Raw genomic sequence first — 25,315 nt, 5'->3', positions numbered from 1 at the left:
GATCTCGTCCTACTCGGCCGCGGCCAGTTCGTCGTCATCGGTAAGTTCCGCCGCCTCGCGGGCCTCGATCTCCTTGCGCAACTCGCGCACGGTCACGAGCTCGCCCTGGAAGTCGACATAGTGCGGCAGTTTCAGGTGCTGCACGAAGCCGGAAGCCTCGACATTGTCGGAGTGGTAGAGGACGAATTCCTCGTCCTGGGCCGGGGCGGTGATCTCTTCACCGAACTCCTTGGCTCTCAGTGCCCGGTCGACCAGCGCCATGGACATCGCCTTGCGCTCGCAATGCCCAAAAGTCAGGCCGTAGCCGCGGGTGAATTGCGGCGGCACCTTCGCCGAACCCTTGAACTGGTTCACCATCTGGCATTCGGTGACGGTGATCTCGCCGATCTCGATCTCGAAGCCGAGTTCCTCCGGCTCGAAGGTTATCGCAAGCTCGCCCATGCGGATCTCGCCGGCAAAGGGGTGGTTGTTGCCAAAGCCGCGCTGGGTGGAATAGCCGAGGGCCAGCAGAAAGCCCTCATCGCCGCGTGCAAGGTTCTGCAGCCGGGTCGCCCGGTCCGCCGGGAAGGTGACGGAATCCCGTGTTAGGTCGGGGACCGGTCCATCCTCGTCATCCGGCAGATCGAGTTCGATCAGGCCTTCATGGTCGAGAATATCCGCCACGCGCGGCATGCCGTCTGCAACGGGTTCTTCGGATTTCGGCGCTTCCGGAGTTTCGCCATTCGCGGCCAGGGTGAAGTCCAGCAGGCGGTGCGTGTAGTCGAAGCTCGGCCCGAGGATCTGCCCGCCCGGCAGGTCCTTGTAGGTGGCGGAGATGCGCCGGCGGATCTGCATGGCGCCGGTATCGATCGCCTGCGATGCGCCGAACCGGGGCAGGGTGGTGCGATAGGCCCTGAGCAGGAACACCGCTTCCTGTATGTCGCCATTGGCCTGCTTGATGGCCAATGCGGCGAGATCGGGGTCGTAGAGCGCGCCTTCGGTCATGACCCGGTCGACCGCCAGCGGCAGCTGTTCGCGGATCTGCTGGACGGTCAGTTCCGGGACACGGCGGTCGCCGCGACGCACGTCGGCGAGGTAGCGCAGCGAATTCTCGATGGCCTTGTCGCCGCCTTTGACAGCTACATACATGGGCCTATTCCTCTTCGCTCTGCAGGGTGACGTTGGTGGTTCGCGGCATGGCCACCATCGTGGCGCCGGACACGAAAATCAGATCGATGCCGCGCGGGAAGTAGCGTTGGGATTTTGTCCGCACCGGCCAGAACGCGGCCGGGACATCCGGCAATGCGAGCGTTGTCCTGTCCTTGATTCCGGGGCCGGTCAGGGAGAGGGAGCCGGCGGTCTCGATTGTTCCCACCTGAATGATCAGCGTGGCGCCGAGCTCGGGATATTCCTCGGTGCCGGCATTGAAATTCCCGAAATCCGCGGGTGCCTCATCAAGGATTGCGAAGGACGCATCCTTCGGTTCGGTGACGATCCGCGTACCGCAATGGAACTTCAGATAGGTTTCTGCTGCCGGCGTTGAAAGCACCGGTGCGAGATAGAGCGGGGTTTCGAAGTCGACCAGCGCCAGAGCGATGGCCGTGGCGGCCAGATCCAGTTTTTCCGGTCCTTCTATGCCGAGATCGATCGTCTCGACGGTGCCGGGACGGGCCATGGCATCGAGCAGGTGGCGGAAAACCAGCTGAGACTGGCTGACCGGATCGGAAAACCCCGGGTTCAGGGCTTGCGTCATGCTGTCCATGGACATCGATCAGTTCTCCCGTGCCACGGTGAAGAATTCGACTTTCGTCGCCGCTGCCTTGCGGCTTGCGCTGTCCCGGCCCTGCTGGTGCCTCAGCTCAAGCGGCTTGATGATTGAATGTTCCAGTGTGTCCGCGCGTTCCCCGCGCTGCATCAGGGCATCAATGACTGCGGCGATTTCCGCATGTTCCTTGTTCCGGCCGGAGACATAGCCATGTCCGAGAACGCCGCTTTCGAGCCCGACGGAACAACGGGTCACCGTCATTTCACCAAGATTAAACCGGTTTCCGGTTCCCCCCATGCGGCCGCGCACCATGACCATGCCGATTTCCGGCGGGCGCACCCGGGTCCATGACGGTTTGTCAGGCAGGTTTTGCCAGAGGCTTCTCAGATCCTCGAAGGAGGCCTTGGCGAGGATCGACATCCATCGCTTCCGCGCCGGTGACTGGTGTTGTGGTGACTGTGTCCCCATGATCCGTCCATTTCTCTCGACAAATCTATAATTTGTCTAGATATCTATATCTATTAATGTTATAGGACCGTCGATACGCCGGTGCAACAGGGGCGCAATGACATTTTGGTGACTCGCCTGGAGGGGACGTCTTGATCGAACGGAAAAGCGGCCAGTCCATTTGGCGCCAGATCGCGAATGACATTTCGGATTCAATCCGTTCCGGGACCTATCCGCCAGGTAGCAAGCTGCCGACCGAGGCGGAGCTCTCCCTGCAATATGGCGTGAACCGGCACACCCTCCGGCGGGCCATCTCGGAATTGGCTGAAGACGGTGTAATCCGGGTGGAGCAGGGACGGGGGAGTTTCGTCCAGGAACATGTGCTGGACTACCTGGTCGCAAGGAAAACCAGGTTTTCCGACAATGTCTTGCGGCAGCGGAGAACCCCGGGTGGCCGAACATTGCTTCTGGCGGAAGAGGTCGGCGACCCCTCCATTCTGAAACAACTTGGATTGCCTGGCGGGACCCGTCTTGTCCGGCTGGACCGGATCGGTGAAGTGGATGGCAGGCCAATTTCCGTCGGCAGTCATTTTTTTCCGGCGGCCAAGGTTCCGGGGTTCGCGGCGTTGCACGAGGAGCTGGATTCAATCACGAAGGTTCTGACGCATTTTGGCTATGGCGAATATACCCGCCGGGAAACCCGTGTGACCGCTCGAATGCCGGATGCGGCGGATGCCGACCACCTGCAGCAACCGCGTAACCGGCCGGTGCTTGTGGTCGAGTCTATCAATGTGGATCAGACCGGGATGCCGATTGAATATGGTTTTGCCCGTTATGCCGCTGATCGATTTCAGCTTGTATTCGAGAGCTGAAGGCTTACGAGAACGGGTGTTCGTCGTAGATTCGAATGAAACTGATCGCAAAGCGATCCTTGACCTTCGACGGTGCGTCGAGCGAGGTATTGTCAGCAATTCAACCTGCGGAAAGCGGGACGACAAAAGGGAGGCGGGAAACAATCCCGCCGATAGGATCGATGGCGACATCCACCTACGTTCTGCGTCTTGTCAAAGACGTGTTTTCTCCACATGCGGCCTCTAAACATCTGCCTGACGGATGCCGGATCGTCTATTGCAACGCCGGTGATCTGAGTTTTGAGAGCGGCGGCGTACTGCAGCCGGATGAGGCCCGTTTCATGCGCTCTGGCATGGTCATCCGGGCCGGCACCGAAGGCGGTGAGCTCTGGCGCTGGGAGCTGGATGAAAAGACGGCAGAGCCGCTGCTGAATCTGGGTGAGGGCATTCACAGCGAGATCGTCGAGCAGAACGAGGTTCCTTCCGTGGAAAATCTCGACGACTGGCTGATCCGCTGCGACAGCGTATTGTTCCCGACGGGCGGTACGGCCGTGCCGCATAGCCATCTTGGTCCGGGGATCCGCTGTATTCGCAATGGTAAGCTCACCCTCTCGACGGATAAGCTTTCCAGGGACTATATGCCGGGCGATGCCTGGTTCGAGCCCGGGTCGCAGACTGTCTGGGCGGAAGCCTGTACAGAAGAATGCACCCGGTTCATCCGCGTGTTGCTGTTGCCGAAAGAAGTCAAAGGCAAGAGTTCTATCCGCTATCTCAATGAAGCTGATCGGCGTAAACCGAAATCCCAACGATATAAGAGTTATGTAGATGAGCTCCTCTCTCCCAAATAAAAGTGCCGGCCAGGGCCGCCTCGGTGGTCATATTCTTGTCGATGCGTTGGTTGAGGAGGGGGTTGATCTCGTCTTCGGCGTGCCTGGCGAAAGCTATCTTGCGGTCATCGACGGCCTGCAGGAGCGTAACGGTATCCGCACCGTGATGTGCCGCCAGGAAGGCGGCGCGGCGATGATGGCGGATGCCTATGGCAAGCTGACCGGCCGGCCCGGCGTCTGCATGGTGACCCGTGGTCCGGGCGCGACGAATGCCAGTGCCGGCGTCCATGTAGCCTTTCAGGATTCGACCCCGATGGTGCTTCTGGTTGGCCAGGTTGCGCGCTGGATGGTGGAACGCGAGGCCTTCCAGGAAATCGACTATCGCCGGATGTTTGGTCAGATGGCCAAATGGGTGGCGCAGATTGACGATGCCGCGCGCATTCCGGAATATATCAGCCGAGCCTTTCATACCGCCGTCTCCGGTCGTCCGGGCCCTGTGGTGCTGGCGCTGCCCGAAGACATGCTGATGGATTACGCGGACGTGGCAGGCATCGCTGCCTATGTGCCGGTCGAGCCGCATCCGGGTCAGAAGCAGATGGCCGATTTCCGGTCGATGCTGGAGAAGGCGGAGAGGCCGGTGATGATCGTCGGTGGCGGCGGCTGGGACCGTGAGGCATGCGAGCGGATCGAGAAATTCTCTGTCGCCAACGGCGTGCCTGTCGGTGCTTCCTTCCGGTGTCAGGATTATTTTGACAACCGGCATCCGAATTATGTCGGCCATGTCGGTATCGGTATCGATCCGTCCCTGGCGGCCCGGATTGAGGAAAGCGACATGGTGATCGCGCTCGGCACCCGGCTGGGCGAGATGACCACCGGCGGCTACACCATGTTCGACATCCCGCGTCCGAAACAGACGCTGGTGCATATCCATGGCAGCGCGGAAGAACTCGGCCGGGTTTATCAGGCGGACATGATGATCAATTCCGGACCCCGTGCCTTTGCCGAGGCTCTGGAGGCGATGACGCCGGTTGACGGTAGCGGCCGCGCGAAGAGCATTGCCCAGGGGCATGCGGACTATCTCGCCACGCTGGAGCCGCTGCCGGTTCCGGGTGACGTGCAGATGGGGGAGATTGCCGCCTGGCTGAATGCCACGCTGCCGGACGATGCGATCATCACCAACGGGGCCGGCAACTATGCCAACTGGATGCATCGCTATTACCAGTATCGCGGCTACCGCACCCAGCTTGCCCCGACCAGCGGGTCCATGGGCTACGGGCTGCCGGCGGCTGTTGCAGCGGCACTGGTGCATCCCGATCGCGTGGTCGTTTCGATGAATGGCGATGGCTGCTTCATGATGCATGGCCAGGAACTGGCAACCGCCATGCAGCACGGCGTCAAGATCATCGCCATCGTCATCAACAACAACATGTACGGCACCATCCGCATGCACCAGGAACGTGAGTTCCCGGGCCGGGTGAAGCATACCGAGCTTCAGAACCCGGACTTCGCGGCACTGGCGATAGCCTATGGTGCGAATGGCGAAACGGTTCTTGAAACGTCGGAATTCAAGCCCGCTTTCGAACGGGCTCTGGCTTCGGACAAGTCGACTCTCATCGAGGTGAAGATCGACCCGGAGGCGATCACGCCGAAGACCACGCTTTCGGCGATCCGGAAAGCGGCCCTCGAGAAAGCGGGCTGAGTTCACGATATTGCCTGCCATCGCGTCCATGCATCAGGGACGGCCACCGGCGTGAGACCGTTCGGCCGTCATCTGTCATGCAAGGAGGCGACTATGCGTGGACGGAAATGGTGGTTGCGTGAGCTTGAAAGGCGAGAAGAAGTGCCGTTTTGGCCCTTCTTCTGGTCCGCGCCCCGCACCCAGGTCGAAGCTGTGATCATGGAGGCCCTGCGGGTCCGGCGGAATGTCGTGCGCTAGAGGGTAATTCAGCCAGTCATCAGTCGTCCTTGCGGTCCGGACGATGGCGTCCCAGGGACTCGACGAGCTTCCGGCGCTGCTCCGGCGTCAATTGTTCGACGATCTCGGTCATGAAGGAATGGGTCTCTGCCCGCATCCGGTCGAAGACGGCATTCATGCTGTCCAGCGCTTCGAGATAGGCATTCCTGTCGAACGGTTCCCTGAGGAGAATCTCGCGAACCGTCTCTCTGTTTTCGCGCATGGCGCCGTGCGTGCCCCGCATTTTTTCGGAATGAGCGCGCAGCCGATCGCGGATCTCCGGGCTGAGCGTGTCCCCGAGAGTCCGCTCGATCATGCGGGACATCGAATGACCGTGGCGCTGTCCTGGCGGACCGTCATGCCATCGGTCCCAGCGGCCGACCACCATGCCTGCGACAAACAGGTTGATGGAAACGGATGCAAAGAGAAGCAGCGCGAGCACGCGCGTCCGGGTCCAGGTCATAGGTCAATCTCCGTTACGTCCGCGCCAAGCGCACGTTCTACAATTGTAATCTGGTCGTTCTTTGCCGTGACGGTGTCCGAGGGCAGATCGGTAAAGGTCATGCCGAAGATGAAGCCGGCCGCGCTTGCGGCAACGAGTCCTGCCGCCGGCTGCCAGATTCCGCCGAAGGGCCACAACATGCTCAGCAGGCCCTGTGCACTGATACCGGACGGCGCACGGACGTCGAATACTGGTGTGAACTCGATGTTATCAGGCGCGCCCATGAGCGCCTCGATCTCGATATCGAATACCGATTCTTCACTGAGTACGGCGTTCAGGCGGGGGGCTTCCCCAAGCAATTGCATTGCCGCCGGCCGCTCCCGTTCGGGCCATTTCGACAGGTCCCCGCCAAAGGCATCCGCCAGTTCCCTGAACCGTGCTTCGCTCATTGTGGTCATTGTCGTTCTCCGATTGCCGCTTTTGAAATGGCGCCGCCTTCTTGGTGCTGCATGATTTCTTTCAGTTTCTTCCGGGCCCGGCGCAACAGGGATTCCAGTGCATCGACACTGATACCCATCGCTTCCGCCGCCTCGTCCGCCGTCATGTCCTTCAAATGGAACAGGGAGATGGCGATCCGCTGGCGTTCCGGGAGAAGGGCGACAGCATCCCGCAGGCCCGTCTCCGAGCGTTTGCGGCTGAGAACCTGCTCGGGATTGGGGCTGCCGTCCTCGATCTCCTGATCGGCGATATCGACCGTCGGCCGCCTTGCCCTCAGGCGATCAATACAGAGGTTGTGCGCGATCCTGTAGATCCAGGATTTGGCCTTGCCGTCCGGATTCCAGCGCGGCGCGTGTGACCAGACCCGGCCGAAGGTCTCCTGGGAGACATCCTCGGCATCGGTCATGTTGCCGAGGATCCTGTAGGCAAAGGCGGAGATCGGGCCCTGATGCCGTGCAACCAGCCTGTCAAAGGCCGTCTGGCCGCCATTGGCGACCAGACAAAGCAGTTCATTGTCAGACTCGGACATCCACGTTCCCGGTTCTGTCACCGCGCGCAACACTTCAGCGATCACACCCCATCTTGCCATGTTTCGGCTTGCCTTGGTGTCCGTGATGATGCCGGTCCGGCCGAGCGGTAGCTTCTTCCATGCTGATGACGCCATCCCGGTCACGGTCCATACGCTGCATTCTGGCGGTGCCGGAGCGGGCAAATTCATCTGTGCTCACTACACCGTCGCCGTCCGTATCCAGGCGGCTCAACCATTTCTGCTGCCGCTTCAGACGCATTTCCTTGCGGAAGGCATCAATTTCGGCTGCGTCGATCGTGCCGTCATTGTTGGTGTCGATTTCGGCCGCGCGTTTGCCATGGGACTGGTAGATTTCGGCCTTGGTCAGCTTCTCGTCGCCGTTCTCGTCCGCCGCTTTGAAGCGCTCGAGCATCTGGGCCTTGAATGCCTCGCCGCCATGTCTGCCTTTCATGCCTTCGCCATAAGCAAGCGCAGGAGTGAGGGCGATGCTGCCGAGCAGGGCGACCGCAAAAAACTTCTTCATCTCGTCAGTTCCTTTGCTGGACTTTCCCGTCTCCAATGAACGGGGATATCCATAGAACGGGGGGCAATCAGAAATCCGTCGCGGTTGCTGGGAATAAACTATTTTTCCCGACAGGCTCTTTTAAACGGCGGATCCGGGGAGTAGCCTCCAAGCAGTTAATGGAATTGAAAAAATCTGGAGGAAGCAATGGCGCCGGCAAGCAAGAAAGTGATCATCACCTGTGCGGTGACTGGCTCAATTCACACACCGACGATGAGCCCGTATCTGCCGATCACGCCGGACCAGATTGCCGCCGACGCCATCGCGGCAGCCGAAGCCGGGGCATCCATCCTGCATCTTCATGCCCGTAACCCCGAAGACGGCAGTCCGACGCCGGATCCGGACATGTACATGAAGTTTTTGCCGCGGATCAAACAGTCCTGCGATGCGGTCGTGAACATCACCACGGGCGGCGGGCACGGCATGAGCCTGGAAGAGCGCCTTGCGGCGGCCTTCACGGCCAGCCCGGAGATGACGTCGCTCAATATGGGCTCGATGAATTTCGGCCTGTTCCCGATCCTCGACAAGATGAAGGACTTCCAGCATCCGTGGGAGCCGCAGTTCCTCGAGAACTCGCGTGATTTCATTTTCCGGAACACATTCAAGGACATCGAGTACATTCTTAAGGAGCTCGGCGAGGGCCACGGCGTGCGCTTCGAGTTCGAATGCTACGATGTCGGCCACCTCTACACGCTGGCGCATTTCGCGGATCGTGGTCTGGTGAAACCGCCATTCTTCGTGCAGACGATCTTCGGCATTCTGGGCGGTATCGGCGCGGATGAAGAAAACCTCATGCATATGCGCCGGATCGCCAACAAGCTGTTCGGCGACGATTATGAATGGTCCGTGCTGGCGGCCGGCCGGCACCAGATGAACTTCTGCACCATGGCGGCCATGCTTGGCGGCAATGTCCGAGTCGGGCTTGAGGACAGCCTGTTCATCTCCAAGGGCAAGCTGGCCGAGAGCAACGCGGATCAGGTGGCCAAGATCCGGCGCATTGTCGAGGATCTGTCGCTTGAAGTTGCCACTCCGGCGGAAGCCCGGGAGATGCTGGCGCTCAAGGGCGGCGACATGGTGAAGTTCTAGATCATATGTCAGCAACACTTGATATTACCGGCCGAACCCGCGTTTACGGTGTTATTGCCGATCCGATCGTCCATGTCCGCGCGCCGATGGTCTTCAATCCTCTGTTCGAGGAAAAAGGCATCGACGCGGTCATGGTGCCGGTACACGCGCCGGCGGACCGGCTGGAGGCGGTGCTGGACGGTCTCAGGGCCCAGCCGAATTTCGGCGGTCTTGCTGTCACCGTGCCGCACAAGCTTACCATCATGGAGCTCTGCGACGAGGTTGGCCGCCAGGGCCGGCTCGTCGGCGCCGTCAATGCCGTCAGATTTGACGAACAAAGACGCATGATCGGCGACAATTTCGACGGGGCGGGATTTGTTGCCGGGATGCGGGCAGAGGGGCATGAGGTCACCGGACGATCAGTGCTGCAGCTCGGGGCGGGTGGCGCCGGTCGGGCAATCGCGTTTGCCCTGGCCGATGCCGGGGTGTCCAGGCTGGTGATCCACAACCGGACACGAACAAAAGCCGAAGAACTGGCAGCGGCCGTGTCTGCCGCCTATCCGCAGGTTCCGGTATCGGTCGGCGCCGCGGAGCCGGATGGCTGCGAGATCGTGATCAACACCACGTCGGCCGGATTGCATGACAGCGATCCGCTTCCGATCGAGCGCGATTTCCTCATGCCCGGCCTGCTGGTCGCGGAGATCATCATGATTCCGGAGCGGACGCGGCTCCTCGAATCAGCGCTGGAGCGGGGCTGCAAGGTTCAGTTTGGCCGGCATATGCTGGATAAACAGATTGATTTGATTGGCGGATTCCTCCGCTGTTTTCAGTAAAGTTTGACGCGGGCGCACCATGGGGTACACAAATGTTGAATAATTTGAGCTGACTTCAGCCCAACAGGATGAAATCGGCAGACGACCACTCAGCGCGGCACTGTGCCGAATAGGCAGTCCATGAGCAAAGATGCAGGCAAGGCCGACCTGGGGCAGATTCGTATCGCGTTGTGTGGTCTGAACCGGCAGGTTCTTTTGCCCGTCCGCTCGGAACTTATGAGCTTTGGTTACCGCGATACCGAATGGCTCCGCACTGATGACGAGTTGCGGCTTTGGCTGCAGACCGGGGTCCCGGACCTGATCGTCGCCGATCACGCTCTGAACGACGGCGCCGCGATCACGACAATCAAGGATGTCCGCAACGGGGACCTTGGCCAGAATCCCTTCGTTGTCGCGATCATGACAATCTGGGCAAACGATCCGGATTCTATCCGCGCGGCCATCAATAGCGGTGTGGACGATCTGATCGTCGCGCCCTATTCGACGGGCCAGTTACTCGATCGTATCCAGAAACTGATCAGCGATCGAAAACCCTTCATCGTGACCAGCGACTATGTTGGCCCGGAACGGCGGCGGGACCCGCGGCGGCGAAGCGAAATTCCGACCTTTGAGCCGCCGAATACCCTGCGCATGCGTCAGGAAGGCGAAAAAATAGACGCCGCCGCGCTCAAAGATCAGATTGCAAAGAGCAATACCGAGATCACGGAAGAGAAGCTGCGCAGGATCGGCTTCCAGATATCCTTTCTGGTCGATCTCATGCTCCCGAAATTCGGTGTCGGAGAGTTCGATACTGAACTGAAGCAGAATCTGGGCCGCCTGAAAGTGATGAGCGGTGAGGCGGTGCAGAGACTTGAGGACACCAAATACGAGCCGGTTTCACAACTCTGCAAGTCGCTACACAAGCTGGCGAGCCGGATTGCGGCAGATCCGGACAATGCCACGCCGGACGATGTTGAATTGCTGAAACCATTGGCGCGGGCAATTCTGGAGGCATTCTTCCCGAATGAGGCGACGGGCGATCTCGTCGGCCAGATCAACAGCGCCATAACCAGCTACAACGAACGCAAGGCCGCTTCCGCAGCCAGATAACGGACGAAAGAAGAAAGCCCCCGACCTGGACCTGTCGGGGGCTTCTGAATAGAGCTGGCTGGAATATATATCAGCCGGCTTTTGCGACAGCCCGCTTGGCCATGACCGTGATCAGATGTGCACGGTAGTCGGCACTGGCATGGATGTCGGCATTCAGGTCGTCGGCGGAAACCTTGACGCCTGATACCGCATCGGCAGAGAAGTTTGCCGAAAGCGCGCTTTCCATTTCAGGAACGCGAAACACCCCATCCTGACCGGCACCGGTCACCGCAACCCTGGTCCCTGCCGGACCATCGGCAATGAACACACCGACCAGCGCATAGCGCGATGCCGGGTTCGGGAACTTCATGTAGGCGGCCTTTTTGGCGACCGGGAAAGAGACCTTCGTGATGATCTCGTCTTCCTCGAGTGCCGTCTCGAACATTCCGGTGAAGAAATCGTCCGCCGAAATATCCCGCTGGCTGGTGTGAATGGTGGCACCCAGCGCGAGGCAGGCAGCCGGATAATCCGCCGCCGGATCGTTGTTTGCGACAGAGCCGCCAATGGTGCCGCGGTTCCGCACCTGGGCATCGCCGATATGATCGGCCAATTCCGCCAGGGCGGGCAGGGTTGCTTTTATATCGGCGGAATCAGCCACAGCGGCATGGGTCGTCATGGCGCCGATCGTGATTGTGCCGCCACTGACCGTGATGCCTTTCAGCTCCGCGATCCCGCCGAGATCGACAAGATCCGACGGGCTGGCCAGGCGCTGTTTCAGGGTCGGGATCATGGTCTGGCCGCCCGCGAGCAGCTTACCGTCATCCGCGCCTTTCATGGCACTGACCGCATCCGCGACAGTGGCCGGTTTGTGATGTTCGAACTCGTACATCTCTTGAGTCTTCCTTCCTGGCTTGCGCTTACTCGGCGGCCTGCAGGGCCAACCATACTTTTTCCGACGTTGCCGGCATGCTCATATCCCGTACACCACGGTCCCAGAGCGCATCGATAACAGCGTTGATGACGGCTGGCGGAGAGCCGATGGCCCCGACTTCGCCGACGCCCTTAACGCCGAGTGTGTTGTGGGTGCAGAGCGTGCCTTCGGTCGCGACATCGAATTTGGGGAAATTGTCGGCCCGGGGCATCGTGTAGTCCATGTAGGAACCGGTCACGAGCTGGCCGCTGTCGTCATAGGCCGCATATTCAAGCAATGCCTGGCCGATACCCTGGGCAACACCGCCATGCACCTGACCTTCGACGATCATCGGATTGATCACCCGTCCGACATCATCCACTGCAGTGAACTTGATCACCTCGGTAACGCCGGTCTCCGGGTCGATCTCGACCTCGCAGATATGGCACCCGCCGGGGAAGGTGAAGTTCGCCGGATCGTAGAAGGCTTTCTCGTCCAGCCCGGGCTCGAGCTCGTCGTGCGGGAAGTTGTGCGGCACATAGGCGGTGAGGGCGACCTCGCCGAACGCCATGGACTTGTCGGTCCCGGCCACGGTGAAATTCCCGTCCTTGAACTCGATATCGTCGGCCGAGGCCTCGAGCACATGGGCGGCAATTTTCTTTGCCTTGTCGATGATCTTGTCGACAGCCCGGATCAGCGCCTCGCCACCGACGGCGAGGGACCGCGAGCCGTAGGTACCCATGCCAAACTGCACCTTGTTGGTGTCGCCATGGCTGATCTCGATATTCTCCATCGGCAGACCAAGCCGGTCGGAGACGAGCTGCGCGAAGGTGGTCTCATGTCCCTGACCGTGGCTGTGCGTACCGGTAAAGACCGTCACCGAGCCTGTCGGATGCACCCGGACCTCAGCGGACTCGTAGAGACCGGCGCGGGCGCCGAGGGAGCCGACGACAGCCGACGGCGCAATGCCGCAGGCCTCGAGATAGGTCGAGTAGCCCATGCCCCGGAGCTTGCCGCGGCTGGCAGCCTCGGCCTTGCGGGCGGCAAAACCGGCGACATCGGCAATTTTTGTGGCCGAGGACAGGGTCGCTTCATAGTCACCGCTGTCATATTGCAGGGCCACCGGTGTCTGGTAGGGGAAGGCATCGGCCGGGATGAAGTTCCGGCGGCGGATTTCCACCTTGTCGATCCCGGTCTCCCGCGCCGCCTGATCGACGATACGCTCGATCAGGTAGGTCGATTCCGGGCGGCCCGCACCGCGATAGGCGTCGACGGGCACCGTATTAGTGAAGACGGCCTTTACGTTGGCATGGATCACCGGCGTGGTGTAGGTGCCCGCAAGCAGGGTGGCGGAGAGGTAGGTCGGCACGCAGGGCGCGAAGGTGGAGAGATAGGCGCCCATATTGGCCTGGGTCTGAACCTTCAACGCCAGGAACTTGCCGTTGGCATCCAGCGCCAATTCGGCATGGTTGATCTGGTCCCGGCCATGCGCGTCCGAGACAAAGCTCTCGCTGCGATCCGCGACCCACTTGATCGGACGGCCGACTTTCGGCGCGGCCCAGGTGACGATGGCTTCTTCGGCATAATGGTAGATCTTGGAGCCGAAGCCGCCGCCGACGTCCGGAGCGACGACACGCAGCTTGTGTTCCGGAATGGAAAGTACGAAGGCGCCCATCAGCAGACGAATGACGTGCGGGTTCTGGCTGGTGGTGTAGAGCGTGTACTCGCCGGTCGCCCTGTCAAACTCGCCGATCGCGGCGCGCGGCTCCATCGCATTCGGCACCAGCCGGTTGTTCACCAGATCGATCTTGGTGACATGGGCTGCCTTGGACATGGCCTCGTCTACCGCGGCCTCGTCGCCGATTTCCCAGTCGAAGCAGAGGTTCGAGCCGATATCGTCATGCACCAGCGTCTTGTCCGCCAGCGCGTCGGACATGCTGACGGCGGCAGGCAGGACCTCGTAATTGACGATGATGCTCTCGGCTGCATCTTTCGCCTGGCTGTAGGTGTCGGCGATCACGACCGCGACCTGATCGCCAACGTAACGCACCTTGCCTTTGGCAAGCGGCGGATGCTCCGGCTCGAGCATTGGTGAGCCGTCCTTGGAATGGATCTGCCAGCCGCAGGGCAGGGAGCCGACCTGCATGTCTTCACCGGTGAAGACGGCAAGCACACCTGCCGCGGCCTTGGCCGCAGAGCTGTCGATAGACGTGATCCTGGCATGCGCATGCGGGCTGCGCAGGATATAGGCGTAGGACTGGCCCGGGCGATTGATATCATCCGTGTAGTTGCCATTGCCTGTCAGAAATCTGAAATCCTCGACGCGCTTTACGGCGGCGCCTATGCCCGTACCCGTGGTTCCGTCCGGCATTCTATCCTCCCGTTTCGCATGGCAGTTTGTCTGCCTGTCTTTTGGAGCGTTTTTTGTCTGTTCCCTAAGCCTGCGCCGCCTGCTGAACGGCCTTGACGATGTTGTGGTAACCCGTACAGCGGCAGATGTTGCCTTCGAGCCATTCGCGAATTTCGCCTTCGCTCGGCTTCGGGTTCTTTTTCAGCAGGTCGACGGCGCTCATTACCATGCCCGGTGTGCAGAAGCCGCACTGCAGGCCATGGTTGTCGCGAAAGGCTTCCTGCATCGGGTGCAAGGTATCGCCGTTGGCGAGCCCCTCGATGGTCGTCACTTCCGCGCCATCGGCCTGTACGGCCAGCATGGTGCAGCTTTTCACGGAATCGCCGTCGACATGAACGACGCAGGCGCCGCACTGGCTGGTGTCGCAGCCAACATGGGTTCCGGTAAGATGAAGCTGTTCGCGGATAAATTGGACGAGAAGGGTGCGCGGTTCGACCTCGCCGCTGACAGACTTCCCGTTCACCGTCATGGATACGGTGGCCATATGCTCTCTCCCAGTTATCTCCCTAAGAGGTCGTTGACCGGCCTCCAGGATTCAAGATTCCGACTGTGCCGACGGTTCGTTTTTACCGACCTTCGAGCTGCAGTCTCACCGCCGTTCGGTCCAAGGTCAAGCGACGAAAGGCGAACACGGCATTTCAATTATGAGGAAGCGTACCGGATCGATCAGCCCGGACGAAACTCTCAAGGGCGGTTGATTTCCAGGTACGAAAAACGGCGCGAAACCTTCGCTTCGCGCCGCTCTGTCGGGCGTCAATTTGTCGACGATCAGGAGATGATCAGAAACTCAGGCCTTCCATCGCGTACCAGACCAGGCTGGCAATCGCGACGCCCGTGGTCAGGATCACCATCCAGTGCAGGCCGTGATACACGTTCTCTGCAGGAACACCATTCTCGCTCATCACATTTTCCTTTCCATGATCGGTTGCTACCGGCGCCGACGCTTCGACGGCCGGGGATTCAGGAGAGCCGGAGGCAGAGCCGACGACTTCGCTGAACGTCTTGAAGAAATCGTTCGCCATTTTCTTCGCGGTGGAGTCGATCAGCCGGGCACCGATCTGCGCGAGCTTTCCGCCGACCTGGGCGTTCACCTCGTATTTCAGCAGCGTGCCACCCTCTGCTTCGGAGAGCGCGACCTTCGCGCCGCCCTTGGCAAAGCCGGCCGCCCCGCCCTTGCCTTCGCCGCTGATCGTATAACCGTTCGGCGGATCGATGTCCGACAGGGTGACCGCACCGGCGAATTTTGCCTTCACCGGGCCGACCTTGGCAGAAACCTTGGCATCGAAACCCGTGTCGGAGGTCTTGTTGACCTCCTCGCAGCCGGGGATGCACTGCTTGAGAATCTCGGGGTCGTTCAACGCTTCCCAGACGGCCTGCTTCGGCGCCGGGACGAGATATTCGCCAGTCATGTCCATAGCGGTGAACCTTTCTTCACAAGGGAATTAACCCGCGGCGTTGGCATTATCATCTTTTTCGACCCCATTCCAGATCACTGGCCCGGCGGGCGGAATCAGACCGCTGAATAGCTGACGACCAGCGCCACCAGAAGAAGGAAAGCAATGATGGCGACCGCATTGCCGAGGCCGAACGTGCGTCCATAGAGTCCGCCCGGAGCGAAGACATAGGCCGAGAAGGAAATGGCGGATCGCAGGACGGCTTTGGCGTCGCCGGTGACATGCTGGTAGCCCGTGTCGATGGCGCGACCGAGCGCCAGCATGCGGCGCGGCAGGAAGCGCCGGTAGACCCAGTCGAAGTCGAGATTGGTCGACCGCAGTTCCGGCGGATAGATCCGGTAGAGCATGAGCACGGTGAAGGCCAGGGCCGAGAACATCAGCAGCTGCAGCTGCGTGATGACATGCGCGGTTGTGTAGGGCATGTAATCGACGGCATAGGGCAACAAGGCATAGAGCGGTTCCGGCCAGACCCCGATGCCGACACAGAGAATGGCCGCCGCGCCCATCGCCAGAAGCATGTTCAGCGGCGCTTCCTTCGGCCGGTGCCCTCTGTCTTGGGCAAAGAAGGCGAGATACGGGATCTTGATGCTGGAATGCAGGACGACTGCAGCGGACGCAAACAGCAAGACGCCCCACGCGAGCCAGTAACCTTCATAGGCGGAAGCCGATATGATCAAGGACTTCGAGACGAACCCCGAGAACAGGGGGACGGCGGAGATTGATGCTGCGCCGACCATGCAGAATCCGGCCGTCCAGGGCATGGATTTGTAGAGACCGCCAAGCTCTGAAGCCTTACTGCTTCCGGTCCGGAACAGCACAGCCCCTACCGACATGAACAAGAGCGCCTTGTAGATGATGCTTGCGACGGCATGGGCCGCCGTGCCGTTAACCGCGAGTTCGGTGCCAACGCCTATGCCAACCACCATGAAACCGAGCTGGTTATTCAGGCTGTAGGCAAGCACGCGGCGCAGATCATTCTCGATCACCGCGTAGAAAATCGTGAAAACGGTCATTGCGGCGCCGATCCAGATCAGCATCTCGGTCCCCGCAAAACCGCGCGCAAGGGTGTAGATTGCAAGCTTTGTGGTGAATACAGACAGGATAACAGTGCCTGTGACAGTGGCTTCGGAATAGGCGTCCTGTAGCCAGTTATGCAGAAGCGGGAAAGCGCACTTGATACCAAAAGCCAGGAAGATCAGCCATGCGCCCGGTGCGTCAAGGCCGAGGTGATCGAATGAAATAGAACCGGTCGCCGTAACATGGATGATCAGGCCGGTAAGCAGGATGACGCCGGAGCCGACCTGGATGATCAGATAGCGCATGCCGGCGCGATAGGCGTTCTCTGTTCCGCTGGCCCAGACCAGGAAAACCGAGGAAATCGCCGTCAGTTCCCAAAACACGAAGAGCGAGATCAGGTCGCCGGCAAGCGCGGCGGCAATGGCGCTGCCAGCATAGATCTGTGCCGCCGTGCGCTGCACCGGGTCGGCTTCGTGCCAAGCGTAGAGATTGCCGAGAATGGCCGCGATCATGAAAATGGTGGCGAAGATCCGGGACAGACTGTCCAGCCGCAACAACTCCAGCTCGAACCCGAGAAACGCGACGGCGCCATGGGATCCATCCGGCAGCGCGAAGATGTAGGCGAGCAGAAAGGCCGGCAGCACCAGGACATAGACCCGCGCGATGCGGGCGCTGAGGAACGGTACCAGAAGGCCGCCCAGGGCAAGCAGAATCCCCGGACTCATGGGAAAGAGGAGGTCAACGATCATTGTCATAATAGTCCTCGTCCCGCATCAGGACGGCCCGCAGGCCTCGTGCCACCAGAACGATCCCGACGCACATGACGAACCCGAAAATGGCATAGAACCCGAACCAGGATTCAGCCTCAAAATACGGATGCTTGTGGTAGACGCCATCCGCGGCAAAGAGCAGTGCACAGATCGCGAGCAGCAAGTAGACGATCTTCTTCACATTGCCTGGATTGTCGAGCCAGCGCGGCGCCTCTCCGGCTTGCGGCGCTGAACGATGGTGCTCGCCGTGGTCGCTCATGCCGTCAGCCTCCCTCAACGATTGGGCGCAGCAACGCGATGATCGCGTCCGCGTAGAAAAACAGGATGAGACAGCCCAAAGCCGTCAGGCAGGGCGGCAGCACGCAGAAGAAGGGTGCTTCCTGCATTCCACCTTTGGTCGGTGCGACGGCGGCCCCAGCGGACGCTGTGGCCAGAGCGGGCGACGGACGGAAGAAGCCGCGCGCCACGATCGGTATAAGATAGGCAATGTTGAGCAGCGAGCTGATCATGTACACCGCGACCACGACAAGCATGCCGGTTTCCACAGCTCCAAGCGCAAGATACCACTTGCTCCAGGTGCCCGCGAAAGGCGGCAGGCCGATGATCGAAAAGGCGCCGATACAGAAGGCGCCAAAGGTGAAGGGCATGGCCCGGCCGAGCCCCCGCATGTCGCTGATCTCTGTCTTGTGGGTGGCCACATAGATTGCGCCGGCGCACATGAACAGGGTGATCTTGCCGAAGGCGTGAGTGGCGATATGCAACGCGCCGCCGAGGATCGCATAATGGTTGGCCAGCGCTGCGCCGAGCACGATATAGCCGAGCTGACTGATGGTCGAATAGGCCAGCCGGGCCTTCAGGTTGTCCTTGCTCATGGCGACGAGGGACGCCGCCAGCACGGTGAAGGAGGCGACCCAGATCAGCCAGTGCGCCGCTCCGGTCTCGGCCAGCAAATCGATGCCGAAGATATAGACCACCACCTTCAGCACGGTGAAGACGCCCGCCTTCACGACCGCGACCGCATGCAGCAGGGCGCTGACCGGAGTCGGCGCCACCATGGCGGCCGGCAGCCAGCGGTGGAACGGCATCAGGGCCGCCTTGCCGATACCGAACATGTAGAGCGCCAGCAGGAAGGGCAGCAGCACCGGTTCGACCTTGTCCGCAAGAATTCCGCCCTTGGTGAAGTCCAGAGTGCCGGCGGCGATCCAGGTCCAGATCACGGCGGCGAGCTGCAGCCCGATGGAAGTGCCGATCAGGATGCCGATATAGATCCGCGCGCCTCGCTTGGCATCTGGGGTCTCCTTGTGGGCGACCAGCGGATAGGTCGAGAGTGTCAGTGCTTCGTAAAAGATGAACAGCGTGAACATGTTGCCGGCGAAGGCGATACCCATGGCGCTGGATATGGCGATCGTGAAACACATGTAGAAGCGGGTCTGCTTCTTCTCGTCGTTACCGCGCATATAGCCAATGGAATAAAGCGAATTCACGATCCAGAGGCCGGAGGCGATGCAGGCGAACAGCATGCCGAGCGGTTCGACTGCAAAGGCGATCTTCAGGCCCGGCATGACTTCGAGCAGGGTCAGCTCCGGCCGCTCCCCGGCCATTACCGCGTCGAGCAGGGACAGCACGATGGTGAACAGCACGATGGCGGTTACAAGCGTTACCGCCTCGCGCAAATTCGGCACATTTCCGGTCAGCCAGATCAGCACCATGCCGACGAGCGGCAGGAAAATCGTGGCGAGAAGAGCGGTCTCCATGCTCATTGCACCACTCCCGCAAGGCCCTCGGCCGCCACCCGGGCAACCCGGGTCGTGAGGCTGGCATCAATCCCGAAATAGATATTGGCAAGAACCAGAACCCAGGTCGGCAGCAGCATGGAGAGCGGCGCTTCCGTTACCGCGCGGCCGGGCAGCGGGTCCATCAGATAGGCCGCCTCGATGACGCGCCAGATATAGATCACGGCGAGCAGGGAACTGGCGACGATCAGGACGATAATGATCCAGGCCTCCTGCTCGATGGCCGCGGAGATCAGGTACCATTTGCTGATAAAGCCGACCGTTAGCGGCACACCGATCAGGCTGAGACCGCCAATCACGAAAGCCGCCATGGTCCACGGCATCTGCCGGCCGATCCCGGCCATGTCGGCTATATGCACCGAGCGGATACGGAAGAAGACACAGCCCAGCGCCATGAACAGCGCGCCTTTCATCAGCGCGTGATTGAACAGGTGCAGCATGCTTGCCGTCAGGCCGGTGACGCTGAGGAAGCTGATGCCAAGCACCATGTAGCCGATCTGGGCCACGCTCGAATAGGCCAGCATGCGCTTCAGATTGTACTGATAGATCGCCGCGATGGAGCCGGCGAACATGGCGGCCAGCGCCATCGGCAGGGCGACATAGCCGACCATCGGGGCCAGGAAGGCGGAGCCGGACCCGAAGATTGTGAAGGAGAACCGCAGCAGCAGATAGACGGCTGCCTTGGTCGCCGTCGCGGCCAGGAAGGCCGTCACCGCGCTTGGCGCGTAGGTATAGGCGTTCGGCAACCATGCGTGCAGCGGAAACAGCGCCAGTTTCAGGGACAACCCGATGACGATGAAGGCAAAGCCGACATCCAGCGTGCGTGAGGTGCCGACAGGGCCGATACGCGCGGCCAGATCGGTCATGTTCAGTGTGCCGGTCGCCATGTAGAGCAGGCCGACGCCGATGACGAAGAAGGTCGCGCCTACGGTGCCCAGGATCAGGTAATTATAGGCAGCTGTCAGGGCGCGCCGGTCCTGCTTGGCGCCGGCGGAAACCAGCACATAGGTCGCCAGCGAGGAAATCTCGAGGAAAACGAAGACGTTGAACGCATCCGCCGTGGCCGTGATGCCGAGCAAACCGGTAAGGCAGAGAATGTAAGCGGTATAGAGAAGGGAGTGTTGTTCTACAGGGACTTCCAGCTCGAAGCTGCGCTTGGCAAAGGGCAGAACGACGGCGGAAATCCCGGAAATGATGAGCAGCACAAGCCCGTTGCTCGCATCGACCCGGTATTCGATCCCGAGCGGAGCCGCCCAGCCACCGATCTCGTAACTGATCGGCCCGGTCTCGATCACGGTGTTCAGCAGATAGATGCTGCACAGGAAGGCAGCGATGCTGACCAGCAGCGTAAAGAACCAGGCCAGGTTGCGGGCCCGGAGAAGACTGCAGACCGGGGCCGCGATCAGCGGACCGACGACTTGGAGGATCGGCAAATGGTCGACGGCGATCATCAGGCAGAGTCTCCTGTGCTCAGGCGCCCGCGTTCGCGGTCGACGACGGTCTTGTTCATTTCGTCGAGGTCATCTTCCTCGATTGTGTCGTAGCTCTCCTGGATGCGCACGACCAGCGCCAGCCCCAGCGCGGTCGTCGCGATGCCGACGACAATGGCGGTCAGGATCAGCACATGCGGCAACGGGTTGGAGAACAGCTCCGGCTTGCCGGTCAGGATCGGCGCCGTCCCGCCTTCCGCCTTGGCCAGCGATATGTAGAAAATGAAGACGGAGGTCTGGAAAACGTTCAGGCCGACCATCTTCTTCACCAGATTGCCACGGGCGATGACGATGTATAGTCCGATCATCATCAGGACGATAACGATCCAGTAGTTATACTTGTCTAGGAACAACTCGAGCATGGCTTACCAGTCGTCATCCTGAATTTCGTGGGTCCGGCCCGCATAGGCGAAAAAGACCGCGATTATCACGCCGGTGACCGTCACGCCGACGCCGAATTCGACGAGAATAATGCCGAGATGCTGACCGCCTGTCGGGGTGGCTGCGAGAACGTCATAGTCGAGGAACGTACCACCGAGCAGGAGCGATGCCACGCCGGTGCCGGCGAATATCAGCAGGCCGAGCGGAACCATGATGGCGAGCCAGCTGTCCGGGAATGCCTTGCGGGCTGCCTGGACACCGAAGATCAGGGCATAGAGCACGAAGGCCGCGCCAAAAATCACGCCGGCCTGGAAGCCCCCGCCGGGTCCGTAATCGCCGTGGAACTGCACATAAAGCGCGTAGAGCAGGATGAAGGGGATGAGCAGTTTGGAGACCACCCGCAGGATCAGATGATGTCTCATGCATCCTCTCCCTTTTCGCGCGGCGCCCCGTCGTCCGCTTCGTCATCGCGGCGCCGGCGCCCGATCAGGAACATCACGCCGATTCCGGCCGCGAAGATCACCGCCACTTCGCCGAGCGTATCGAAACCGCGATAGCTGGCCAGGATTGAGGTGACAATGTTCGGCACCTGGATGTCGTTGCGGGAGCCTTCGATATATTCCGGCACGATGTGATTGAAGCCGGCCGCCTCAGTGGAGCCGAAAGGCGGCATGTCGACCGTGCCGTAAATCAGCGCGGCGCCGATGGCCACGGTAACCAGAAAGGGGCCGACACTAAGCTTGATGGCGTGTTTCTCGGTGCGCCGGGTCAAAGTCATTGCCCCCAGCATCAGCACCGTGGAAATGCCGGCGCCCACGGCCGCCTCGGTGAAGGCGACATCAACCGCATCCAGCGTTACGAACAGGGCAGCAGAGATCAGGCTGTAGATGCCGGACAGCATGGCCGTGGCGAACAGATGGCGGGAGCGTACGATGCCGATCGCCGTGATGCCGAGCAGGGTCATCAGCGAAATATCGACGGCAACATTGACGATGCCAGATCCCATCACGCGTCCCCCGTCTTATTCGGCCGAAGGTCTGCTTCCGGCACCCCAAACGGCCGCAGGCCGACGGCATTGGCCGCATTGGCCAGGGCATGGGTCGCTGTCGGGCTGGTAAAGAAGATGAACAGCGAGATCATCAGCAGCTTGATTGTGACGATGGACCATCCGGCCTGCAGCATCATGGCGATCAGCAACAGTTCCGTGCCGAGCGTGTCGGTGATGCCGGCGGCGTGCAGACGGGTATAAAAGTCAGGCAGCCGCAGCATGCCCAGCGTGCCCGTGAAGATGAAGAAAACCCCGGCCAGAATGAAGGCCCAGGATGCCAGATCGACGATCATTTCCATCAGGCGGCTCCCTCGCTTCCGCCATCCCCGCGATCGGCGATGCCGAGATTGCGGTAGCGGAAAAATTTCAGGATCGCGATGGTGCCGACGAAATTCATCAGGGCATAGAGAAGGGCGATGTCCAGAAAGTCCGGCCGGCCGCCGATAAAGCCGAGGACGGCGATCAGCAGCACGGTCTTGGTGCCAAAGCTGTTGCCGGCCAGGACCCGGTCATAGAGGGTCGGACCGGCGAGGGCGCGAGCCAGCACCATAAGCATCGGAATGATCAGGCCGGCGGCGGCGGCGGCAAACATCATCGGTACTTCAACTCCACAGCCGAAACCCGTGCATCCATGTCGCTCTCGATCAGACCGCGCGCCATGTCGTCGGTGATCGCATGCACCAGGATCTCGTCATCGTCGATATCGACGGAGACGGTGCCCGGCGTCAGCGTGATGGAATTGGCGAAGGTGGCAATGCCGACATCGGTCTTCTGGCTGGCTTTCACTCGCACCAAGCGCGGGGAGATCTGCATGTTCGGGGAAAGAACGATCTTGGCGACGTCCATATTGGCCTTGCCGATCTCTTTCGCCAGCCAGAGCCAGTACTGAACCAACTTCGGACCGAGACGGATCGAGACGGGAAACCCGTCAAGCCGGTCCATGCGTATGGCGAGCAGAACGGTGACGACTACCGAAGCGATGCCTAACCAGAGAACCAGGGTGTGGTCGAGACTGATCGAACCGGACAACAGCATCCAGAAAGCGGCAAGGCTCGCCCCCAGACCTAAGATGTGCCTCATCGACGCGTCTCCCTCGCGTTCATCAACCAGTTTCTTTCAGTCCGCAGACTGCGGTCTGGTGTACCAGGAACCAATCCGACAGCACGCCAGCATTGTCAATATAGCGATGACAATGCAATGACACGAGGGCACTGCTGAGTGCAATCTTCGAAGCAGTAAATTATCAGCGAAACGCCCGGCAAGACGGCGCAACCAAGGGAAGACGAAATATGGCATGGCTCCTGCAAAAACAGGTGGCAATTCCGGCGGGAGATCGACTTGCCGCGCTTTGGCACAAACGGGAAATTCTGCGTATCCCAGGCGCGCATGATGCGCTTTCTGCTGTCATTGCGCGCGATACCGGGTTCGAATCGCTCTATCTTTCCGGTGGTGCACTATCCGCCAGCCTGGCGCTCCCGGATCTCGGCATGATGACCATGGAGGAGCTGGTCCACCAGGTTCGCGCCATCGTCCGTGCCTCCCAGCTTCCCCTCATTGTCGACGGCGATACCGGATACGGCGAAGCGCTGAACGTCATGCGGTTGTGCCGCGAGCTGGAAGAGGCCGGCGCGGCGGCGGTTCAACTCGAGGATCAGATATTGCCGAAAAAGTGCGGCCATCTGTCGGACAAGCGGCTGAGCGACACCGCCTCCATGTGCGCCAAGATCGCCGCCGCGCGGAAAGCGCGCCAGCATCTGCGCATCATCGCCCGGACGGATGCGATGGCGTCCGAAGGCCTTGAGGCGGCAATCGCCCGGGCCCGGGCCTATGTGGCGGCAGGAGCAGACGCCATCTTTCCGGAGGCCCTGACGGAAGAAGCGCACTTCCGGGCCTTCTCCGACGCGCTCGATGTTCCGCTGCTGGCGAACATGACGGAATTCGGAAAGACGCCCTATTTCACAGCCGAGCAGTTCGAGGAATGGGGCTTCAGCATGGTCATCTGGCCGGTAACATCGCTCCGGGCCGAAGCCGGCATCGTCCGCGCGCTCTATAAGCACCTGGCGGAACATGGCGGCCAGGAAGGCTTCCTCGACCGCCTGATGACCCGGAAGGATATCTACGAACATATCGGTTACGGAGAGTATGAGGCGCTGGATGGAACCATCGCCGCCAGCGTGGTACCCGACACTGACACCTGAACGGCGATAATACGCGTATCAACCCGGGTTTCCGATTGTCACCATGACAAGTTTCGGCTGGTCTTGCGCACCATAAAGGTCAATATTATTGTCCTATTATGTTGCGTGTGGAGGTCAGCAAATGAAACAAATATTCTGGTATCGCGGAGAATGGTTATCAAACGAACCCATGTTGTCGGGCCCGCTGCAGATATCATTCTGGTCGGCAAGCACCGTTTTCGACGGTGCGCGCGCCATCAAGGGCGCGCTGCCCGACATCGATCTGCATTGTCAGCGGGTCGTTCGCTCGGCAAAGGCGATGCTGCTGTCGCCGGGGCTGGAGCCGGCTGAGATCGAGGCTCTCTGCCGGGAGGCTGTGCAACGGCTGCCGCAGAATCTGGATTATTATATCCGGCCGATGTTTTTCTCCACCGGTCAGGGGGTGACGCCGGAAGGCAACGACACGGAATTCGTGCTTGCCGTGTTCGAGGCGCCGTTACCGGATGCCGTCGCCGGATCGGCCTGTCTTTCCAGCTTCCGGCGCTGTGCCACCGATCAGGCGCCGACGGACGCCAAGACAGGCGCGCTTTATCCGAATGGGCAGCGCGCTTTGAAGGAAGCCAGGGATCGCGGCTTCGATCTGCCGCTCATGCTCGACCCGAATGGCAATATCGCAGAGTTCTCGACGGCCAATATCTGGATCGTGAAGGACGGCGTGGCGCGGACACCGGCAGCGAACGGCACCTTTCTCTCCGGCATCACCCGGCGGCGCCTGATCGGTTTGTTGCGGGAAGACGGTATTCCGGTCGAGGAAGCCACGCTGACAGTGGCGGACGTGCATGCAGCCGACGAGATTATCGTCTGCGGCAATTTCGGGAAGATCCAGGCGATCAACAGGTTCGAGGATCGTGCCCTGACGCCGGGGCCGGTGTTTGAGCGGGCGCGGCAACTCTATATGGGGTTTGTCGACAGCACGCGTGCCGGTCAAGCAGCGGCGGAGTAATCGGCCGGCCAGTCGGTCCCGGGCATTGCGGTCAATGCCCGG

At 60.6% G+C, this 25,315-nt stretch carries 30 protein-coding genes; 9 read left to right on the top strand and 21 right to left on the bottom strand.

Going from position 1 to position 25,315, the window contains the following annotated elements; all coding sequences use genetic code 11:
- Window positions 1-9: 9 nt before the first annotated feature.
- The 3 genes from RH950_RS13370 to phnG are packed head-to-tail and all read right to left on the bottom strand — an operon-like array spanning window position 10 to window position 2,164.
- A complete protein-coding gene (locus tag RH950_RS13370) occupies window positions 10-1,128 on the bottom strand; it encodes a carbon-phosphorus lyase complex subunit (protein WP_350057530.1) in 1,119 nt (372 codons plus the stop codon).
- A 4-nt stretch (window positions 1,129-1,132) separates the two neighbouring features.
- Window positions 1,133-1,747, bottom strand: coding sequence for a phosphonate C-P lyase system protein PhnH (phnH, locus tag RH950_RS13365; protein ID WP_350057528.1), 615 nt, complete (start codon window positions 1,745-1,747; stop codon window positions 1,133-1,135).
- Between the two features lie 3 nt (window positions 1,748-1,750).
- On the bottom strand, window positions 1,751-2,164 hold the full coding sequence (phnG, locus tag RH950_RS13360) for a phosphonate C-P lyase system protein PhnG (RefSeq protein ID WP_502889773.1): 414 nt from the start codon (window positions 2,162-2,164) through the stop codon (window positions 1,751-1,753).
- A 179-nt stretch (window positions 2,165-2,343) separates the two neighbouring features.
- On the opposite strand from phnG, the gene phnF reads away from it, so the two are divergent.
- From phnF to RH950_RS13340, 4 genes are all read left to right on the top strand, one after another.
- Window positions 2,344-3,063 carry a phosphonate metabolism transcriptional regulator PhnF gene (gene phnF, locus RH950_RS13355; RefSeq protein WP_350057524.1) on the top strand — a complete coding sequence of 240 codons (720 nt, stop codon included), beginning with the start codon at window positions 2,344-2,346 and terminating at the stop codon, window positions 3,061-3,063.
- A gap of 35 nt (window positions 3,064-3,098) precedes the next feature.
- Window positions 3,099-3,890 (top strand): hypothetical protein, encoded by a 792-nt coding sequence (locus RH950_RS13350; RefSeq protein ID WP_350057522.1) that lies wholly within the window; start codon window positions 3,099-3,101, stop codon window positions 3,888-3,890.
- Entirely contained in the window at window positions 3,868-5,568 is a 1,701-nt protein-coding gene (locus tag RH950_RS13345) for a thiamine pyrophosphate-binding protein (RefSeq protein WP_350057521.1), read from the top strand. The genes RH950_RS13350 and RH950_RS13345 overlap by 23 nt, the downstream gene beginning before the upstream one ends.
- A gap of 93 nt (window positions 5,569-5,661) precedes the next feature.
- A complete protein-coding gene (locus RH950_RS13340) occupies window positions 5,662-5,805 on the top strand; it encodes a hypothetical protein (RefSeq protein WP_350057519.1) in 144 nt (47 codons plus the stop codon).
- A gap of 19 nt (window positions 5,806-5,824) precedes the next feature.
- Here the strand turns inward: RH950_RS13340 and RH950_RS13335 are convergent, their stop codons facing one another.
- From RH950_RS13335 to RH950_RS13320, 4 genes are read right to left on the bottom strand one after another with little or no spacing between them, the layout of a single operon-like run.
- Window positions 5,825-6,286 carry a periplasmic heavy metal sensor gene (locus tag RH950_RS13335; protein WP_350057517.1) on the bottom strand — a complete coding sequence of 154 codons (462 nt, stop codon included), beginning with the start codon at window positions 6,284-6,286 and terminating at the stop codon, window positions 5,825-5,827.
- Window positions 6,283-6,723, bottom strand: coding sequence for a hypothetical protein (locus RH950_RS13330; RefSeq protein ID WP_350057515.1), 441 nt, complete (start codon window positions 6,721-6,723; stop codon window positions 6,283-6,285). Before RH950_RS13330 ends, RH950_RS13335 begins: the two co-directional genes overlap by 4 nt.
- Window positions 6,720-7,292: an RNA polymerase sigma factor gene (locus RH950_RS13325; RefSeq protein WP_350057513.1), complete on the bottom strand. Its 573-nt coding sequence runs from the start codon at window positions 7,290-7,292 to the stop codon at window positions 6,720-6,722. The genes RH950_RS13330 and RH950_RS13325 overlap by 4 nt, the downstream gene beginning before the upstream one ends.
- 34 nt (window positions 7,293-7,326) lie before the next feature.
- Window positions 7,327-7,815 carry an EF-hand domain-containing protein gene (locus RH950_RS13320; protein ID WP_350057511.1) on the bottom strand — a complete coding sequence of 163 codons (489 nt, stop codon included), beginning with the start codon at window positions 7,813-7,815 and terminating at the stop codon, window positions 7,327-7,329.
- A gap of 186 nt (window positions 7,816-8,001) precedes the next feature.
- Between RH950_RS13320 and kce the strand changes: the two genes are divergently transcribed.
- From kce to RH950_RS13305, 3 genes are all read left to right on the top strand, one after another.
- On the top strand, window positions 8,002-8,940 hold the full coding sequence (gene kce, locus RH950_RS13315; RefSeq protein WP_350057509.1) for a 3,5-dioxohexanoate:acetyl-CoA acetone transferase: 939 nt from the start codon (window positions 8,002-8,004) through the stop codon (window positions 8,938-8,940).
- A gap of 5 nt (window positions 8,941-8,945) precedes the next feature.
- Window positions 8,946-9,752, top strand: coding sequence for a shikimate dehydrogenase family protein (locus tag RH950_RS13310; RefSeq protein WP_350057508.1), 807 nt, complete (start codon window positions 8,946-8,948; stop codon window positions 9,750-9,752).
- Between the two features lie 120 nt (window positions 9,753-9,872).
- A complete protein-coding gene (locus RH950_RS13305; RefSeq protein ID WP_350057507.1) occupies window positions 9,873-10,841 on the top strand; it encodes a response regulator transcription factor KdpE in 969 nt (322 codons plus the stop codon).
- Between the two features lie 70 nt (window positions 10,842-10,911).
- On the opposite strand, the gene RH950_RS13300 is transcribed toward RH950_RS13305, so the two are convergent.
- The 14 genes from RH950_RS13300 to RH950_RS13235 form a co-directional block, all read right to left on the bottom strand.
- A complete protein-coding gene (locus RH950_RS13300) occupies window positions 10,912-11,709 on the bottom strand; it encodes an FAD binding domain-containing protein (protein WP_350057506.1) in 798 nt (265 codons plus the stop codon).
- A 28-nt stretch (window positions 11,710-11,737) separates the two neighbouring features.
- Window positions 11,738-14,101, bottom strand: a complete 2,364-nt coding sequence (locus tag RH950_RS13295) for a xanthine dehydrogenase family protein molybdopterin-binding subunit (RefSeq protein ID WP_350057504.1) — start codon at window positions 14,099-14,101, stop codon at window positions 11,738-11,740.
- A 64-nt stretch (window positions 14,102-14,165) separates the two neighbouring features.
- Window positions 14,166-14,624, bottom strand: a complete 459-nt coding sequence (locus RH950_RS13290) for a (2Fe-2S)-binding protein (RefSeq protein WP_350057502.1) — start codon at window positions 14,622-14,624, stop codon at window positions 14,166-14,168.
- Window positions 14,625-14,919: 295 nt separating this feature from the next.
- A complete protein-coding gene (locus RH950_RS13285; RefSeq protein ID WP_350057500.1) occupies window positions 14,920-15,555 on the bottom strand; it encodes an SRPBCC family protein in 636 nt (211 codons plus the stop codon).
- Window positions 15,556-15,650: 95 nt separating this feature from the next.
- Window positions 15,651-17,360 carry a Na(+)/H(+) antiporter subunit D gene (locus RH950_RS13280; RefSeq protein ID WP_350057499.1) on the bottom strand — a complete coding sequence of 570 codons (1,710 nt, stop codon included), beginning with the start codon at window positions 17,358-17,360 and terminating at the stop codon, window positions 15,651-15,653.
- Complete coding sequence (locus RH950_RS13275; RefSeq protein WP_350057497.1) at window positions 17,350-17,640, bottom strand: hypothetical protein; 291 nt, start codon at window positions 17,638-17,640, stop codon at window positions 17,350-17,352. The genes RH950_RS13280 and RH950_RS13275 overlap by 11 nt, the downstream gene beginning before the upstream one ends.
- Window positions 17,641-17,644: 4 nt before the next feature.
- Window positions 17,645-19,141 carry a monovalent cation/H+ antiporter subunit D family protein gene (locus RH950_RS13270; protein WP_350057495.1) on the bottom strand — a complete coding sequence of 499 codons (1,497 nt, stop codon included), beginning with the start codon at window positions 19,139-19,141 and terminating at the stop codon, window positions 17,645-17,647.
- Window positions 19,138-20,625, bottom strand: coding sequence for a monovalent cation/H+ antiporter subunit D family protein (locus RH950_RS13265; protein WP_350057493.1), 1,488 nt, complete (start codon window positions 20,623-20,625; stop codon window positions 19,138-19,140). Before RH950_RS13265 ends, RH950_RS13270 begins: the two co-directional genes overlap by 4 nt.
- A complete protein-coding gene (locus RH950_RS13260) occupies window positions 20,625-21,026 on the bottom strand; it encodes a cation:proton antiporter subunit C (RefSeq protein WP_350057491.1) in 402 nt (133 codons plus the stop codon). Before RH950_RS13260 ends, RH950_RS13265 begins: the two co-directional genes overlap by 1 nt.
- A gap of 3 nt (window positions 21,027-21,029) precedes the next feature.
- A complete protein-coding gene (locus RH950_RS13255) occupies window positions 21,030-21,467 on the bottom strand; it encodes a Na(+)/H(+) antiporter subunit B (protein ID WP_350057489.1) in 438 nt (145 codons plus the stop codon).
- Window positions 21,464-22,051: a DUF4040 domain-containing protein gene (locus RH950_RS13250; protein ID WP_350057487.1), complete on the bottom strand. Its 588-nt coding sequence runs from the start codon at window positions 22,049-22,051 to the stop codon at window positions 21,464-21,466. The genes RH950_RS13255 and RH950_RS13250 overlap by 4 nt, the downstream gene beginning before the upstream one ends.
- Window positions 22,051-22,392, bottom strand: a complete 342-nt coding sequence (gene mnhG, locus RH950_RS13245) for a monovalent cation/H(+) antiporter subunit G (RefSeq protein ID WP_350057485.1) — start codon at window positions 22,390-22,392, stop codon at window positions 22,051-22,053. Before mnhG ends, RH950_RS13250 begins: the two co-directional genes overlap by 1 nt.
- A complete protein-coding gene (locus RH950_RS13240; protein WP_350057483.1) occupies window positions 22,392-22,688 on the bottom strand; it encodes an MrpF/PhaF family protein in 297 nt (98 codons plus the stop codon). The genes mnhG and RH950_RS13240 overlap by 1 nt, the downstream gene beginning before the upstream one ends.
- On the bottom strand, window positions 22,685-23,173 hold the full coding sequence (locus RH950_RS13235; protein ID WP_350057481.1) for a Na+/H+ antiporter subunit E: 489 nt from the start codon (window positions 23,171-23,173) through the stop codon (window positions 22,685-22,687). The genes RH950_RS13240 and RH950_RS13235 overlap by 4 nt, the downstream gene beginning before the upstream one ends.
- A gap of 209 nt (window positions 23,174-23,382) precedes the next feature.
- Here RH950_RS13235 and prpB point away from each other — a divergent pair, with 209 nt between their 5' ends.
- Both prpB and RH950_RS13225 read left to right on the top strand, forming a co-directional pair.
- The gene (prpB, locus tag RH950_RS13230) at window positions 23,383-24,291 is read left to right on the top strand and encodes a methylisocitrate lyase (protein ID WP_350057479.1); all 909 of its coding nucleotides are present in this window, start codon (window positions 23,383-23,385) and stop codon (window positions 24,289-24,291) included.
- Window positions 24,292-24,412: 121 nt separating this feature from the next.
- Window positions 24,413-25,273 (top strand): branched-chain amino acid aminotransferase, encoded by an 861-nt coding sequence (locus tag RH950_RS13225; protein WP_350057477.1) that lies wholly within the window; start codon window positions 24,413-24,415, stop codon window positions 25,271-25,273.
- The last annotated feature ends 42 nt before the right edge of the window (window positions 25,274-25,315 follow it).

This window comes from Nisaea sp., from assembly GCF_040217065.1.
Classification (GTDB): Bacteria; Pseudomonadota; Alphaproteobacteria; order Thalassobaculales; family Thalassobaculaceae; genus Nisaea.
The sequence above is the reverse complement of the archived record's forward strand: the minus strand, read 5'-3'. Positions and strand labels throughout refer to the sequence as shown.

What these genes read in the sequence shown, in the direction of transcription:
- RH950_RS13370 (WP_350057530.1), bottom strand. Translation starts at nt 1,128, where the DNA reads ATGTATGTAGCTGTCAAAGGCGGCGACAAGGCCATCGAGAATTCGCTG.
- phnH (WP_350057528.1), bottom strand. Translation starts at nt 1,747, where the DNA reads ATGTCCATGGACAGCATGACGCAAGCCCTGAACCCGGGGTTTTCCGAT.
- phnG (WP_502889773.1), bottom strand. Translation starts at nt 2,164, where the DNA reads ATGTCGATCCTCGCCAAGGCCTCCTTCGAGGATCTGAGAAGCCTCTGG.
- RH950_RS13350 (WP_350057522.1), top strand. Translation starts at nt 3,099, where the DNA reads ATGAAACTGATCGCAAAGCGATCCTTGACCTTCGACGGTGCGTCGAGC.
- RH950_RS13345 (WP_350057521.1), top strand. Translation starts at nt 3,868, where the DNA reads ATGAGCTCCTCTCTCCCAAATAAAAGTGCCGGCCAGGGCCGCCTCGGT.
- RH950_RS13340 (WP_350057519.1), top strand. Translation starts at nt 5,662, where the DNA reads ATGCGTGGACGGAAATGGTGGTTGCGTGAGCTTGAAAGGCGAGAAGAA.
- RH950_RS13335 (WP_350057517.1), bottom strand. Translation starts at nt 6,286, where the DNA reads ATGACCTGGACCCGGACGCGCGTGCTCGCGCTGCTTCTCTTTGCATCC.
- RH950_RS13330 (WP_350057515.1), bottom strand. Translation starts at nt 6,723, where the DNA reads ATGACCACAATGAGCGAAGCACGGTTCAGGGAACTGGCGGATGCCTTT.
- RH950_RS13325 (WP_350057513.1), bottom strand. Translation starts at nt 7,292, where the DNA reads ATGTCCGAGTCTGACAATGAACTGCTTTGTCTGGTCGCCAATGGCGGC.
- RH950_RS13320 (WP_350057511.1), bottom strand. Translation starts at nt 7,815, where the DNA reads ATGAAGAAGTTTTTTGCGGTCGCCCTGCTCGGCAGCATCGCCCTCACT.
- kce (WP_350057509.1), top strand. Translation starts at nt 8,002, where the DNA reads ATGGCGCCGGCAAGCAAGAAAGTGATCATCACCTGTGCGGTGACTGGC.
- RH950_RS13310 (WP_350057508.1), top strand. Translation starts at nt 8,946, where the DNA reads ATGTCAGCAACACTTGATATTACCGGCCGAACCCGCGTTTACGGTGTT.
- RH950_RS13305 (WP_350057507.1), top strand. Translation starts at nt 9,873, where the DNA reads ATGAGCAAAGATGCAGGCAAGGCCGACCTGGGGCAGATTCGTATCGCG.
- RH950_RS13300 (WP_350057506.1), bottom strand. Translation starts at nt 11,709, where the DNA reads ATGTACGAGTTCGAACATCACAAACCGGCCACTGTCGCGGATGCGGTC.
- RH950_RS13295 (WP_350057504.1), bottom strand. Translation starts at nt 14,101, where the DNA reads ATGCCGGACGGAACCACGGGTACGGGCATAGGCGCCGCCGTAAAGCGC.
- RH950_RS13290 (WP_350057502.1), bottom strand. Translation starts at nt 14,624, where the DNA reads ATGGCCACCGTATCCATGACGGTGAACGGGAAGTCTGTCAGCGGCGAG.
- RH950_RS13285 (WP_350057500.1), bottom strand. Translation starts at nt 15,555, where the DNA reads ATGGACATGACTGGCGAATATCTCGTCCCGGCGCCGAAGCAGGCCGTC.
- RH950_RS13280 (WP_350057499.1), bottom strand. Translation starts at nt 17,360, where the DNA reads ATGATCGTTGACCTCCTCTTTCCCATGAGTCCGGGGATTCTGCTTGCC.
- RH950_RS13275 (WP_350057497.1), bottom strand. Translation starts at nt 17,640, where the DNA reads ATGAGCGACCACGGCGAGCACCATCGTTCAGCGCCGCAAGCCGGAGAG.
- RH950_RS13270 (WP_350057495.1), bottom strand. Translation starts at nt 19,141, where the DNA reads ATGAGCATGGAGACCGCTCTTCTCGCCACGATTTTCCTGCCGCTCGTC.
- RH950_RS13265 (WP_350057493.1), bottom strand. Translation starts at nt 20,625, where the DNA reads ATGATCGCCGTCGACCATTTGCCGATCCTCCAAGTCGTCGGTCCGCTG.
- RH950_RS13260 (WP_350057491.1), bottom strand. Translation starts at nt 21,026, where the DNA reads ATGCTCGAGTTGTTCCTAGACAAGTATAACTACTGGATCGTTATCGTC.
- RH950_RS13255 (WP_350057489.1), bottom strand. Translation starts at nt 21,467, where the DNA reads ATGAGACATCATCTGATCCTGCGGGTGGTCTCCAAACTGCTCATCCCC.
- RH950_RS13250 (WP_350057487.1), bottom strand. Translation starts at nt 22,051, where the DNA reads ATGGGATCTGGCATCGTCAATGTTGCCGTCGATATTTCGCTGATGACC.
- mnhG (WP_350057485.1), bottom strand. Translation starts at nt 22,392, where the DNA reads ATGGAAATGATCGTCGATCTGGCATCCTGGGCCTTCATTCTGGCCGGG.
- RH950_RS13240 (WP_350057483.1), bottom strand. Translation starts at nt 22,688, where the DNA reads ATGATGTTTGCCGCCGCCGCCGCCGGCCTGATCATTCCGATGCTTATG.
- RH950_RS13235 (WP_350057481.1), bottom strand. Translation starts at nt 23,173, where the DNA reads ATGAGGCACATCTTAGGTCTGGGGGCGAGCCTTGCCGCTTTCTGGATG.
- prpB (WP_350057479.1), top strand. Translation starts at nt 23,383, where the DNA reads ATGGCATGGCTCCTGCAAAAACAGGTGGCAATTCCGGCGGGAGATCGA.
- RH950_RS13225 (WP_350057477.1), top strand. Translation starts at nt 24,413, where the DNA reads ATGAAACAAATATTCTGGTATCGCGGAGAATGGTTATCAAACGAACCC.